Source organism: Methylopila henanensis, from assembly GCF_042681025.1.
Classification (GTDB): Bacteria; Pseudomonadota; Alphaproteobacteria; order Rhizobiales; family Methylopilaceae; genus Methylopila; species Methylopila henanensis.
This window is the reverse complement of sequence record NZ_JBHUER010000010.1, coordinates 499,301-510,956: the sequence shown is the minus strand read 5'-3', so window position 1 is coordinate 510,956 and position 11,656 is coordinate 499,301. Positions and strand designations below refer to the sequence as shown.

General features: G+C 72.1%; 11 protein-coding genes. 3 read left to right on the top strand and 8 right to left on the bottom strand.

Features of this window, described 5'->3' with window-relative positions:
• Nucleotides 1-25 precede the first annotated feature (25 nt).
• From ACFSCV_RS15540 to ACFSCV_RS15525, 4 genes are all read right to left on the bottom strand, one after another.
• On the bottom strand, nucleotides 26-895 hold the full coding sequence (locus ACFSCV_RS15540; RefSeq protein ID WP_378800478.1) for a hypothetical protein: 870 nt from the start codon (nucleotides 893-895) through the stop codon (nucleotides 26-28).
• A gap of 247 nt (nucleotides 896-1,142) precedes the next feature.
• Entirely contained in the window at nucleotides 1,143-1,529 is a 387-nt protein-coding gene (locus tag ACFSCV_RS15535) for a DUF4112 domain-containing protein (RefSeq protein ID WP_378800477.1), read from the bottom strand.
• Entirely contained in the window at nucleotides 1,526-1,684 is a 159-nt protein-coding gene (locus ACFSCV_RS15530; protein ID WP_271199264.1) for a YqaE/Pmp3 family membrane protein, read from the bottom strand. The genes ACFSCV_RS15535 and ACFSCV_RS15530 overlap by 4 nt, the downstream gene beginning before the upstream one ends.
• Nucleotides 1,685-1,737: 53 nt before the next feature.
• Entirely contained in the window at nucleotides 1,738-2,184 is a 447-nt protein-coding gene (locus ACFSCV_RS15525; protein WP_378800753.1) for a nucleoside deaminase, read from the bottom strand.
• Between the two features lie 61 nt (nucleotides 2,185-2,245).
• Between ACFSCV_RS15525 and ACFSCV_RS15520 the strand changes: the two genes are divergently transcribed.
• The 3 genes from ACFSCV_RS15520 to ACFSCV_RS15510 are packed head-to-tail and all read left to right on the top strand — an operon-like array spanning nucleotide 2,246 to nucleotide 7,112.
• Nucleotides 2,246-4,276: a pseudouridine synthase gene (locus ACFSCV_RS15520; protein ID WP_378800476.1), complete on the top strand. Its 2,031-nt coding sequence runs from the start codon at nucleotides 2,246-2,248 to the stop codon at nucleotides 4,274-4,276.
• Complete coding sequence (gene rsmD / locus ACFSCV_RS15515) at nucleotides 4,257-4,826, top strand: 16S rRNA (guanine(966)-N(2))-methyltransferase RsmD (protein ID WP_378800475.1); 570 nt, start codon at nucleotides 4,257-4,259, stop codon at nucleotides 4,824-4,826. The genes ACFSCV_RS15520 and rsmD overlap by 20 nt, the downstream gene beginning before the upstream one ends.
• Nucleotides 4,827-4,883: 57 nt before the next feature.
• Nucleotides 4,884-7,112 (top strand): hypothetical protein, encoded by a 2,229-nt coding sequence (locus ACFSCV_RS15510; RefSeq protein WP_378800474.1) that lies wholly within the window; start codon nucleotides 4,884-4,886, stop codon nucleotides 7,110-7,112.
• Nucleotides 7,113-7,128: 16 nt separating this feature from the next.
• Here the strand turns inward: ACFSCV_RS15510 and ACFSCV_RS15505 are convergent, their stop codons facing one another.
• From ACFSCV_RS15505 to mutL, 4 genes are all read right to left on the bottom strand, one after another.
• Nucleotides 7,129-7,776, bottom strand: coding sequence for a hypothetical protein (locus ACFSCV_RS15505; protein WP_378800473.1), 648 nt, complete (start codon nucleotides 7,774-7,776; stop codon nucleotides 7,129-7,131).
• A 119-nt stretch (nucleotides 7,777-7,895) separates the two neighbouring features.
• The gene (locus tag ACFSCV_RS15500) at nucleotides 7,896-9,140 is read right to left on the bottom strand and encodes a sensor domain-containing diguanylate cyclase (protein ID WP_378800472.1); all 1,245 of its coding nucleotides are present in this window, start codon (nucleotides 9,138-9,140) and stop codon (nucleotides 7,896-7,898) included.
• A 28-nt stretch (nucleotides 9,141-9,168) separates the two neighbouring features.
• A complete protein-coding gene (locus tag ACFSCV_RS15495; protein WP_378800471.1) occupies nucleotides 9,169-9,774 on the bottom strand; it encodes a hypothetical protein in 606 nt (201 codons plus the stop codon).
• A 76-nt stretch (nucleotides 9,775-9,850) separates the two neighbouring features.
• Nucleotides 9,851-11,653 (bottom strand): DNA mismatch repair endonuclease MutL, encoded by a 1,803-nt coding sequence (gene mutL, locus ACFSCV_RS15490; protein WP_378800470.1) that lies wholly within the window; start codon nucleotides 11,651-11,653, stop codon nucleotides 9,851-9,853.
• Nucleotides 11,654-11,656 lie beyond the last annotated feature (3 nt).

The following is an 11,656-nucleotide window of genomic DNA, read 5'->3' as shown; positions in this document are numbered from 1 at the left end:
TATTGCGAATATTAACTCCGTATCATCATTTATTCTCTGCAGCGATGCGTTTGGTCCAGGAAGCTATCTGTCGTCCAAGATCTGTAGCGATCACGTTTGAGAGTTCTTGTCTGTCGTTTCCGGACCAAAATTCGAACATCCCTATCTGTCCTCCCGTTTTATAGGCGTCGGGGTGCTTGCTGATTGTGGAAAAGTTTTCAGTGCACTCTCGGTCAAAAGTCATTTTATCAAGATTTATTTTTCCCGTGGCCATCTTATCATAGGGGACTATCTCCTGTCGGAAATATCTATAATGTCTTCCGGCAAAGTCATACTCGATCTGCATGCAATTCTGTAGATATGTTAACTTTTGTTCCACGTTATGTGCGTGCAAATTGCGTAAAATTTCGTCGATTTTCTCTCGAAACGAGTCGGCTTGATCTTCCAGCGGAAACGAGAAGATCAGCTTGTCGCCCCCGTGCGCCGCGTAGACAACTCCGGGCGTGGTGCTCGCATACCGACCGTGCAGCTGATAATTGCCATTCCATTTCAGAAATGTTTCTATCATAATATACAGTTTTATTTCTATATTTTCTACATTATCGGTGTTGCTTATAAGATTGAGGATTCCATTTTCCATTACCCATGAAGATTTATGGGGGGCGTCCTCTTTTATGTCGAGTACGTTCCTGCATTCTTTCATGGCTCCTTCATAAAATTTCGACGACATTTTTCCGAGAATAATATTCTCGGAGCTGCTGTCGACTTCGATCGAACCGTCGGCTCGTACAATCACTCCTTGGCCGGAGCCGGATACTTTTCCGCTCAGCTTTTCCTTCACGGCAGTAGAAAATTCGGAGGTGATCTCGGATTTGTTTCCTCCCGACGCCTCCAAGCAGGCGAGGTAGTCGCTCATTTTCTGCGATACGCAGTATGACGCTCGAGGTTGAAATCCCTCTCTACATTCGGGTGCGGACCATGCATCAGGCGATGCCGCGATTGCGAAGAAAAAAATCAATAAAAAGCGCGCACCCATGCCGTCCCCGCAAAGGCTGTGTGATCCTGATTATAGTAGAACAGAAAATCCCACTACAACCAAGACGATTTGGGGGCTGCGAAAGATCGCGTAACGCGCCGCGAAGGCGTCGTCCTGGTCTAAAAAGTCAGCGGTCTTGGAAATGCCGGCGCAGCAGCGCCATGTTGCGGCGGTTGGCCTTGAAGGCGACGTCGAACACCGAGCCCAGGATCGGCACGCTGCCGACCACGGTGTCGAGCGCCACGTTGCCGACCATGCGGGCGAGCACGTGGCCGGGCGCGCCGAGCTCATGCGCGCGCTTGATCATGTAGCCTGAGACAAGCGCCGCCGAGAGATCGCCCGCGACCGGCACGAGGCCGACGAGGGCGTCGACGCCGAAGCGCCAGTTGGTGCCGGGAATCCGCCAGCGCGAGTCCAGCAGATGCGCGAGCCGATCGAGCTCGTCGAGTGTCTCGGCGTGGCCGGGCTCGCGGGGCATGCGTCCGGCGAAGCCGGTCGCGGCGCGCGCGTTCATTTGCGGATGATGACCCAGATGGCGTGGATGATGCCCGGGATGTACCCGAGGATGGTCAGCAGGATGTTGAGCCAGAAGTGCAGGCCGATGCCCACCTGCAGGAACACGCCGAGAGGCGGCAGCAGAATGGCGATCAGGATGCGGACGACGTCCATGAAACTTCCTCTCAAGAATGCCCAGCCCGACAACGCGCCAGACGCGTTCCGGTTCACACGCCCGACATGGGGTCTCTTCGCGCGCGGAAGAAGGCCCTGAGGAGTTCGGCGGATTCGGTTTCGCCGATGCCGGGATAGACCTCGGGAGCGTGGTGGCAGGTCGGCTGCCCGTAGAGCCTCACGCCCGAGGTGACGGCGCCGCCCTTCGGGTCCTCCGCGCCGAAATAGAGCCGCCGGATGCGGGCGAAGGAGATCGCCCCGGCGCACATTGGGCAGGGCTCCAGCGTCACGTGCAGGTCGCAGCCGACGAGCCGCTCGCTGCCGACCGCGACGCAGGCGGCGCGGATCGCCAGGATCTCGGCGTGCGCGGTCGGGTCGTTGAGCTCGCGGGTGCGGTTTCCGGCGGCTGCGATGACGGCGCCGTCGCGGGTCACCACGGCGCCCACCGGCGTCTCGCCGCGCGCCGCGGCGGCCCGCGCCTCGTCGAGCGCCCGCGCCATCGGCGTCACGGCCGTCTTCGCCCTCGTAAACCCGTCGCTCACGTGCTATCGCCCGCTCGTCATGACAGATGAAACCGACCGCACCGACGCCCCGCATCCGGGCGCCGAGGACAGGACCGCCTCGCCGCCCGGCGAGCGCGTCGCCAAGGTGATCGCCCGCGCCGGCCTTGGCTCGCGCCGCGAGGCCGAGGCCTGGATCGCCGCCGGCCGCGTCGCGGTCAACGGCGCGGTGATCGACGCCGCCGCCCGCAACGTCACGCCCGCGGACCGCGTGACGGTCGACGGCCGCGCCTTGCCCGCCCGCGAACGCACGCGGCTCTGGCTCTACCACAAGCCGCGCGGCTATGTGACCACCACGCACGATCCCGAAGGCCGCGAGACGGTGTTCGAGATCCTTCCGCCCGCGATGCCGCGGGTGGTGACGGTCGGCCGGCTCGACATCAACACCGAAGGCCTGCTGCTGCTCACCAACGACGGCGGCCTGTCGCGCGTGCTGGAGCTGCCCGAAACCGGCTGGCTGCGCCGCTACCGCGTGCGCTGCTTCGGCCGGGTGACCCAGGACAAGCTCGACGCGCTCAAGGACGGCGTGACCATCGACGGCTTCCACTACGGCGGCATCGAAGCGACGCTGGAGCGCCAGCTCAACGACAATTGCTGGCTGCAGATCGGGCTGCGCGAGGGCAAGAACCGCGAGGTCAAGCGCGTCGCCGAGCATCTTGGCCTCGCCGTCAGCCGCCTGATCCGCATCTCCTTCGGGCCGTTCCAGCTCGGCGACCTCGGCGAGGGCGCGGTCGAGGAGGTGCGCACCCGCACGCTCGCCGACCAGCTCGGCAAGCGGCTCGCCGAAGAGGCCGGCTGCGACTTCGAGGCGTCGGCGTTCGACCATGGCGAGGACGCGCCGCTCGCGACCGGCGGCCGCGGCGCAGGCCGCAAGTCCGGCCCGGAGGCGCGCGCGACCGCCGAGCGCGACCGGCTCAAGGATCCGTCGCAGCGCGTCGGCCGGCGCGCCCCGGTCGCCCGGCCCCGCGACATGGCGGCGCCCGCCGCCGCCGGCCCGAGCGAGGAGCGCGCGCCGGTGAAGAAGCGCGCGGGCTCCGTCGCCGACCGCAAGGGCCGCGCCGTCAAGGTGGAGCGAGTCGAGCGCGGCGAGGCCGATCCCGCGCCGAAGCGCGTGCGCCGCAGCGATCCGGCGGCCGCCGAGCGTTTCGGCGCCGCAGGCCGCGCCCCGCGCCCGCCGCGCGCCGACGCCAAGGCCGGAGCCAAGCCCGGAGCAAAGGCCGGCGGTCGTTCCGATGGTCCCGATCGCGGTCCGCGTCGCGACGACCGAGGCGAGCGCCCGGCGCGCGGCCCCCGTCCGTTCGCGCGGAACGAGGGCGGCGAGCGTCCGCTCGGCCGTCCGGATCGCGGAGACCGGCCCGAGCGCGGCGAACGCGCGGCTCGCGGCCCCCGCCGCGAGGCTGGCGGCGACCGTCCCGCGCGCTCCCCGCGCCCGTTCGATCGGAGCGAGGGCGGCGAGCAGCCCCGCGCCCGTCCGGAGCGTGTCGAGCGCGGCGAACGTTCCGAGCGTCCGGCCCGGTCCGGGGCGGGCGGCGAGCGTCCCCCGCGCGCCCCGCGCCCCGATCGTCGGGAGGCTCCCGGCGGCGAACGTCGTCCCGCGGCGCCGCGGACCTCAGCGCCGCGCTGGCGCGACGACGCCGCGACGTCGGAACGCCGTGAGCGCCCCGAGGGCGCGCGCGCGCCGCGCCGGACCGACGGCGAGCGGCCGGAACGGCCGCAGGGGGAACGCCGCTCGGGTCCTCCGCGCAGCGACCGCCCGCGCGCCGATCGTCCCGCGGGCGACCGCCCCGCCGGCGACCGTCCGAAATTCGCGGGCCGTCCGCGCAGCGACGGCGACGCGCCGCGTGGCGACGGCCGTCCGCGCGGGGCGAAGCCCGGCGGCGGCGGAAAGCCGGGCGGCAAGCCCGGAGGCTTCAAGCCGCGCGGCCCGGGCGGAAAGCCCGGCGGCGGGGGCAGGCCTGCTGCGGGTAGACCTGCCGGGGGCAAGCCCGGCGGCGGCAAGGGACGGCCGGGCGGTGCGGATCGTCGGCGGTAAGTTCAAGGGCCGCGCGCTCAAAGGTCCGGCGGCGGACTCGCGCGCGATCCGTCCCACGACCGACCGGCTGCGTGAGGCGGTGTTCAACGTGCTGGCCCACGCCTATGGTGATCCGGCCGATGGCGCGCGCGCGCTCGACCTGTTCGCCGGCACCGGCGCGCTCGGCATCGAGGCGCTGTCGCGCGGGGCGCGCTACGCGCTGTTCGTGGACGAGGGCGCGGAGGCGCGCGCCTGCCTGCGCGCCAATGTCGAGGCTTTCGGCCTCGGCGGCGTGAGCCGCATCGCCCGCCGCGACGCGACGCATCTCGGGCCCATCGGCGCGGTCGCGCCCTTCGACCTCGTCTTCGCCGATCCGCCCTACGGCCGCGGCCTCGGTGAACGCGCGCTCGCCTCCGCCCGCGACGGCGGCTGGCTGAAGCCCGGCGCCCTCGTCGTCTGGGAGGAGGCGGCCAACGCCGACGCCGCGACGCCCGCCGGCTTCGAGGAGCTCGAAACCCGCGCCTATGGCGACACCAAGGTGATGATTCTGAGGGCGTCTCCGCCCGCATAAGGGCGGCGTTAAGCGGTCCCAGCCTAGCGTCTCCCGGGGATGCGGGAGACGGGCGGCATGACGGCGGCGGATATCGAGGGCGTGGCGGCGGGCCGGCGCGCGGTCGTGGGCGCGGCGACGGTGTTCACCGCGGCGATCGGACTCTCCGCCTTCCTGCTGTTCGCCGTGCAGCCGATGTTCGCCAAGATGGTGCTGCCGACGCTCGGCGGCGCGCCGGGCGTGTGGTCGGTCGCCATGGTGTTCTTCCAGGCGCTGCTGCTCGGCGGCTACGCCTATGCGCATCTCATCACCCGCACGCTGACGCTCAGGAACGCCGTGATCGCGCATCTGGCCGTGCTCGGGGTCGGCTTCGCCGTCCTGCCGATCGCGGTCGCCGCGGGCTGGGGGCGTCCGCCCGCCGACGGCGAGGCGATCTGGCTGCTCGGCCTGTTCGGGGCGTCGGTCGGCCTGCCGTTCTTCGCGCTCTCGGCCAACGGACCGCTGCTGCAGGCGTGGTTCGCGGCCTCGCGTCGCGAAGGCGCGTCCGATCCCTACTTCCTCTACGCCGCCTCGAACCTCGGCTCGGTCGGCGCGCTCGTCGCCTATCCGCTCGTCGCCGAACCGCTGATGGCGCTCGCCGGGCAGAGCCGGCTGTGGACCGCCGGCTACGCCGTGCTGATCGGGCTGATCGCGCTCGCAGGCTTCGCCGCGCTGCGCGGCGGGGGGGCGGCGGCGGCCCCGGCCGCGCGCGACGCGGCGTCGTCCGGCCGCTGGCCGGCCTGGGTCGGGCTCGCCTTCGTGCCTTCGGCGCTGCTGGTCGCCGTCACCGCGCACATCACCACGGACGTCGCGGCGGCGCCGCTGCTGTGGGTCGCGCCGCTCGCGCTGTTCCTGCTCACCTTCGTCGCGGCGTTCCGCGCGAAGCCGCTGATCGCGCCGAAGCCGCTCGCCTTCGTGCAGGTCGCGCTCACCGCCGCCGCCTTCGTCTCGCTGATGTCGGACTGGCCGATCGCGGTGGCGCTGCCGCTCCATCTCGCGCTGCTGACCGCCGTCGCCCTCACCGCGCACGGCCGGCTCTACGCGCTGAGGCCGGCCGCCGGCGACCTCACGCGCTTCTATCTGTTCATGTCGCTCGGCGGCGTGCTCGGCGGCTCCTTCGCCGCGCTCGTGGCCCCGCGCCTGTTCTCGACCGTCGCCGAATACCCGCTGTTGCTCGCGGCCGCCGCGCTCTGCCTGCCGGGCCTCGCGCTCAAGGGGGAGGACCGCCGCGACCTGGTCGCGATTGGCGTGATCGCTTTCGGGGCCGTCGCCCTCGGCGCGCTCTACGCCGCGATCGAACCGTCCGCCGGCGTCGGCGTGCATGTGGCGCTGACGCTCGCCTTCGCCGGCGGGATGGTCGTGCTCTGGGGCCGGCCCGCGCGCGTGGTCCCGCTTGCGCTCGGCGCCGCCCTGGTCGCCTGCGGGGTGACGCCCGGCGCGCAGCGCGGCGAGAGCCTGCGCTCGTTCTTCGGCGTGCACCGCGTCTCGCCGACCGCCGACGGCCGTTTCGTGACGCTCGTGCACGGCAACACCATCCACGGCGCCATGCGCGTCGCGAACGACGACGGCTCACCTTACGAGGGCGCGCCGGAGCCGACCACCTACTACACCCGCGAAGGCGCGCTCGGGCAGGGCGTCGCGGCGATCCGCGCGGCCCGCGGCGGCTCGCTCGGGGAGGTCGCCGTCATCGGGCTCGGCAGCGGCAGCCTCGCCTGCCATCGTCTCGCGGGCGAGACCTGGCGCTTCCTCGAGATCGACGACACCGTGATCCGGCTGGCCCGGCCGGGCGGCCGTTTCCCGTTCGTGGGCGCCTGCGCGCCCGACGCGCCGCTCGTGCTGGGCGACGCCCGCCTCACCATGGCCGACCAGCCGGGAGGCTTCGGCCTCGTGGTGGTCGACGCCTTCTCGTCCGATGCCATCCCGGCCCATCTGATGACCCGCGAGGCGCTGGCGCTCTACCGCTCGAAGCTCGCGCCCGGCGGCGCGATCCTGATGCACGTCTCGAACCGGCACCTCGAGCTCGCGCCGATCCTCGCCCGGGTGGGCGCCGATCTCGGGCTCGCCACATGGCTCCGGCGCGAGGGCGACCTCGACGAGCCGATCTCCGCGCGGATGCGCACCAGCGTCACGGCGGTGATGCTGGCGGCGAACGACGCCGACGTCGGACCGATCGCGACCGGAACGGGCTGGACGCGCGTCGCGCCGGACATGGCGCGCCGGCCCTGGACCGACGACTTCAGCAACATCCTCGAGGCCTTCGCCCGCTGAGGAGGCGTTCCGCGCCTCACAGGGCCGGATCGGCCACGGCGCGGGGGTACCAGAATTCGAGCTGGCCCGGCGGCGCCTTGTAGCTGGTGATGGTCTTGACCACGACGTCGTCGAAACCGTTCGCGCGGGCGACGCCGGCGATCCTCTCGGCGAAATCCTTGTCGCCGTCGTTGAAGTAGCGCAGCTCCGCCTTGGGCGGCGCGCGCACCCCGACGATCTCGACCCCCGGCGTCTTCACCCCCGCCTGCTTCAGCGCGGCGAGGAAGGGGCCGGCGCCGTTCTTCTGCGCCAGCGTCGAGGCCTGCACGTAGACGGTTGCGGCGGACTGCGGATCGGCCGGCCGCGGCGCGGCTCCCGCGAGCGCTTCCGGCAGGATGGCGGAGGAGCGGGCGTTCGAGAGGCGGATGTTGTTCTCGGTGGAGCGCGCCACCACCTGGCCGACCGCGTTCTCGATCTCGCCCGGCGTCTTCAGCACGCCGGTGACGAAGGCGAGCACGAGCCCAAGGATGCCGACCAGAAAGGTGCGGTAGATATATTTGCGGATCTCGGCGGGCAGGCGCCGCAGGCCGAACAGGTCCAGTACGATCGCGAGGGTGAGCGCGACGATCAGCACGGCGACCGAATAGACGATCACCTGCGTCAGGATGAGCCGCTCGATTCCCATGGCGGATGGTCTCCTGACCGGACCCAACCGGCGGCCGGGGCTCGCGACGGCGGCGCTTCGCTTAGGTCTCTTTTTGGTATCAGGCTCCTACCGGAGTCAACGTCGATCTGCGCCTGTCCTCAGGGCTCCTCGAACACGACCCTGTTCCGCCCGGACGCCTTGGCGGCGTAGAGCGCCGCGTCCGCGCGGGCGAAGAGATCGTCCGGCGCGCGGTCGTCGTCGCGCAGCAGCGCGACGCCGAGGCTGACGGTCACCCCGAGCGTGACGGCGCCGGCGACGATCGGGGCGCCCGCGACCGCCGCGTGCAGGCGCTCCGCGACGGCCTGGGCCTCCGCGCGGCCGGCCCGCGGCAGCAGCGCGGCGAACTCTTCCCCGCCGACCCGCGCGAGCATGTCGTCGCGCCGCAGCGCGCGGGCGGCGCGCTCGGCCACCGCCCGCAGCGCGTCGTCTCCCGCGGCGTGGCCGAAGCGGTCGTTGATGGCCTTGAAGTGGTCGATGTCGAGCACGATCAGCGCGAGAGGACCGCCGCCGGCGCGCGCCGCCGCGACGTCATGGGCGAGCCGTTCGACGAAGCGCCGGCGGTTCGCCGCGCCGGTCAGCGCATCCGTCCGCGCCGCCGAGCGGAGCTCCGCCTCCAGCCGGCGCTGTTCTGTCACGTCCCACAGGACGAGGGCGTAGCGTTCGCCGAGGAAGCGGTAGAAGAACTGGATGACGCGGTCGCCGCCGTCGCGCGTGCGCACGGTCCATTCGGCCATGTGGGCGCGGGACGGGTCGGCGCGCGCCGCGGCGACCGTGCGCCGCCATTCCCCGCGCGCGCTCCGGCGCGCCTCGGCGTCGGGAAAGGCCAGCCGCCACCAGTGGTCGTGATGGGCGATCGCGACGCCAGCGTAATCGAACAGCGCGTCCGAGGCGCTGTTGTAGAACAGGGCGTTGAAGTCGCGATCATAGAGCTCGACGCCGACGGGGAGCGACTCCAGCACGGCGCGCATCTCCGCCCGTTCGTCGGCCGCGCCGGCGGCCGCTGCCTCGGGGCGGAGCGTCGCGACCACGAGGCCGGGGTCCTTCGGATCGCGTGCGAGCTCGAACCGGACCGCGCCCGCCGCCCCGCAGTCGAGCGTCACGCCTGCGCCGGCTCCGTTCAGCGCCATCGCTCCGATCGTCCGCGCGAGCGCGGCCGCGGCGTCCGGCCCCAGCGCCGCCGCGAGCCGGCGTCGCGCCGCCGTCCGCTCGCCGAGCAGCCGCCGCGCGGCGGGGTTGGCGGCGAGGATCACGGCGTCGTTCCCCGCCGCGATCACGATCACCGGGCTCGCTATCGCCTCGATCAGCCGCCGTTCGCGCGCGGAGAGCGTCGGGTCCGTCGCCATGCGCAGGGCCGCCCGCTCGCCGCCGCCGTCACCGGGGGTACCAGAACTCCATCTGGCCGGGCGGCGCGGTGTAGTTCGCGATCGTCTTCACCACCGAGCCCTTCAGCCCGTGCTGGGCCGCGAGTGCCGCGACCTGGTCGGCGAGCGGCCTGTCGGCGTCGTTGAAGTAGCGCACTTCGGGCTCCGCCGGAGAGCGGCCGGAGATGACCTCGATGCCCGGCGACTGGAAGCCGGCCGCCCTCAGCGTCCGCCACAGGTTCTCCGCGGCGAAGCGGGCGTCCATGTCGGGGACCTGGATGTAGACGGTGCCGACCTGCCCGACCGGAACCTGGCCCGAGTCCGAGGCCACGATCGCGCTGTTGCGGGCCTGGAACGCCTTGGCGCTCTCGGCGGCGGCGGCGACCTGCGTGGCGGCCGCGTCCGGCGGCTGCAGCGCGCCCGCGAGCCAGCCCGCGATCAGCCCGACGCCGGCGAGCGCGTAGACGCCGTAGAGCGCGGTGCGCAGCAGCTTCGGCACGGCGATGAGCCGCACCGCGGTGAGCGCGACGATCACCGTCAGCGCGACGAACAGGCCGAGCAGCGCATAGACGGCGGCGAGGCGGATCAGCAGATCGGCGGCGGTCTGTTCCAGCATGGCGGCCTTCCCCGGCGATTCGACGAACGTCGATCCTGTGTGCGGGAGGAGGACGGCGCGATCAACCCATCCGACGTCACCTGCGGCCGAACAGCTTTTCGAGGTCGGCGACGGCGAGCCGCACGAAGGTGGGGCGGCCGTGGTTGCAGGTCGAGGCGGCGGGCTCGGCCTCGATCGCGCGCAGCAGCGCGTTCATCTCGTCGGGCTTGAGCTTGCGGCCGGCGCGCACCGAGCCGTGGCAGGCGACCGTCGCGAGGATGTGGTCGAGCCGGCGCGCCACCGGCGCCGCTTCGGCGTCGCCCTCGGCGAGCGCCTCCGCCACGTCGCGCAGCAGCGCGGCGCCGTCGCAGGGGCCGAGCGGCGCGGGCGTCGCGCGCACCAGCACCGCGCCGGGCCCGAAGCCTTCGACCGCGAGGCCGAGCCCGGCAAGCAGGTCGGCCGCGGCCAGCACCCGCTCGGCGTCGGCGGGGTCGAGGTCGACCACGTCCGGGACCAGCAGCTCCTGGCGCGGCACGCCGGAGGCGGCGCGCAGGCGCTTCAGCTCCTCGTACTTCAGGCGCTCATGCGCCGCATGGGCGTCGACCAGCACGACGCCGTCGCGGGTTTCGGCCAGCACATAGGTGTCGTGCAGATGGGCCTTGGCGGCGCCGAGCGGGCGGTCGAGCGCGGCGTCGGGGGCGGCCGCGGCGACCTGTGGGTCGGCGGCGGGGGGTAGGTCAACCAGATCGACCGAGAACCCCGCCTGCGCCGCTTCGCCGAAGCCGCGCCGCGGGGCGGGCTGCGGCCAGCGCGTCGGCGCCGCCGGCCGCGCGGCGGGCCGGTGGCCGAAGGGCGCGGCGGCGAAGCGCGCCAGCTCCGCCCCGCCGGCGGCGTAGGGCGCCGGGCCGCGCTCGGCGAGCGCCGCCCGCACGGTGGAGATCAGCAACGCCCGGATCAGGCCGGGATCGCGGAACCGCACCTCGGCCTTGGCCGGGTGCACGTTAACGTCGACCTCGCCGGCGCCGACGCGGATGTCGAGCGCCGCGACCGGCCAGCGGTCGCGCGGCGTCACGTCCTGATAGGCCGCCTTGAGCGCGCCGACGAGCAGGCGGTCGCGCACCGGGCGCCCGTTGACGGAGAGGTGGATCGCCGCGGCCGTCGCGCGGTGCAGGTGGCTGAGCCCCACATGGCCGGCGATCCCGGCGCCCTCGCGCGTCCCCGCGATCGCGACGACCGCCTCGGCGACCTCCGCGCCTAGGACCTGCGCCATGCGCTCGGCGCGGCCGGCGTCGTCGTCGGAGACGGCGGGAAAGCGCAGCGTCCGGTCTTCGAGCGTGAGCGTCCAGTCCACCTGCGGCGCGGCGAGCGCGAGCCGGCGCACCACTTCGGCCGCGGCCTGGCCCTCGGCGCGGTCGGTCTTCAGGAACTTGGCGCGCGCAGGGGTCGCGAAGAACAGGTCGCGCACGGTGATGCGCGTGCCGTGGGGAAGCGCCGCGGGCTCGGGCTCGGACTTGACGCCGCCTTCGACCGACAGCCGCCAGCCGTGGGCTGAACCGGCGGTTCGGGTCTCGATCCCGAGCCGCGCCACCGCGCCGATCGAGGGCAGCGCCTCGCCGCGGAAGCCCATGGTCGCGATCCCGACGAGATCGGCGTCGGAGGCGATCTTCGAGGTCGCGAACCGCTCCACCGCGAGCGTCAGGTCGTCGCGCTCCATGCCGCAGCCGTCGTCGGCGACGCGGATCAGCCGCGCGCCGCCGCCCTGCAGCGCCACCTCGATCCGGCGCGCGCCGGCGTCAAGCGCGTTCTCGGCCAGCTCCTTCACGACGGACGCCGGGCGCTCCACCACCTCGCCCGCGGCGATGCGGTTCGCGACGACGTCGGAGAGCAGGCGGACGGGCATCGG

Bases quoted from the DNA above. Each gene is read 5' to 3' on its own strand.
- mutL (WP_378800470.1), bottom strand. From the start codon at position 11,653: ATGCCCGTCCGCCTGCTCTCCGACGTCGTCGCGAACCGCATCGCCGCG.
- ACFSCV_RS15530 (WP_271199264.1), bottom strand. From the start codon at position 1,684: ATGGACGTCGTCCGCATCCTGATCGCCATTCTGCTGCCGCCTCTCGGC.
- ACFSCV_RS15505 (WP_378800473.1), bottom strand. From the start codon at position 7,776: ATGGGAATCGAGCGGCTCATCCTGACGCAGGTGATCGTCTATTCGGTC.
- ACFSCV_RS15540 (WP_378800478.1), bottom strand. From the start codon at position 895: ATGAGCGACTACCTCGCCTGCTTGGAGGCGTCGGGAGGAAACAAATCC.
- ACFSCV_RS15525 (WP_378800753.1), bottom strand. From the start codon at position 2,184: ATGGCGCGGGCGCTCGACGAGGCGCGGGCCGCCGCGGCGCGCGGCGAG.
- ACFSCV_RS15500 (WP_378800472.1), bottom strand. From the start codon at position 9,140: ATGGCGACGGACCCGACGCTCTCCGCGCGCGAACGGCGGCTGATCGAG.
- ACFSCV_RS15535 (WP_378800477.1), bottom strand. From the start codon at position 1,529: ATGAACGCGCGCGCCGCGACCGGCTTCGCCGGACGCATGCCCCGCGAG.
- ACFSCV_RS15510 (WP_378800474.1), top strand. From the start codon at position 4,884: ATGACGGCGGCGGATATCGAGGGCGTGGCGGCGGGCCGGCGCGCGGTC.
- ACFSCV_RS15495 (WP_378800471.1), bottom strand. From the start codon at position 9,774: ATGCTGGAACAGACCGCCGCCGATCTGCTGATCCGCCTCGCCGCCGTC.
- ACFSCV_RS15520 (WP_378800476.1), top strand. From the start codon at position 2,246: ATGACAGATGAAACCGACCGCACCGACGCCCCGCATCCGGGCGCCGAG.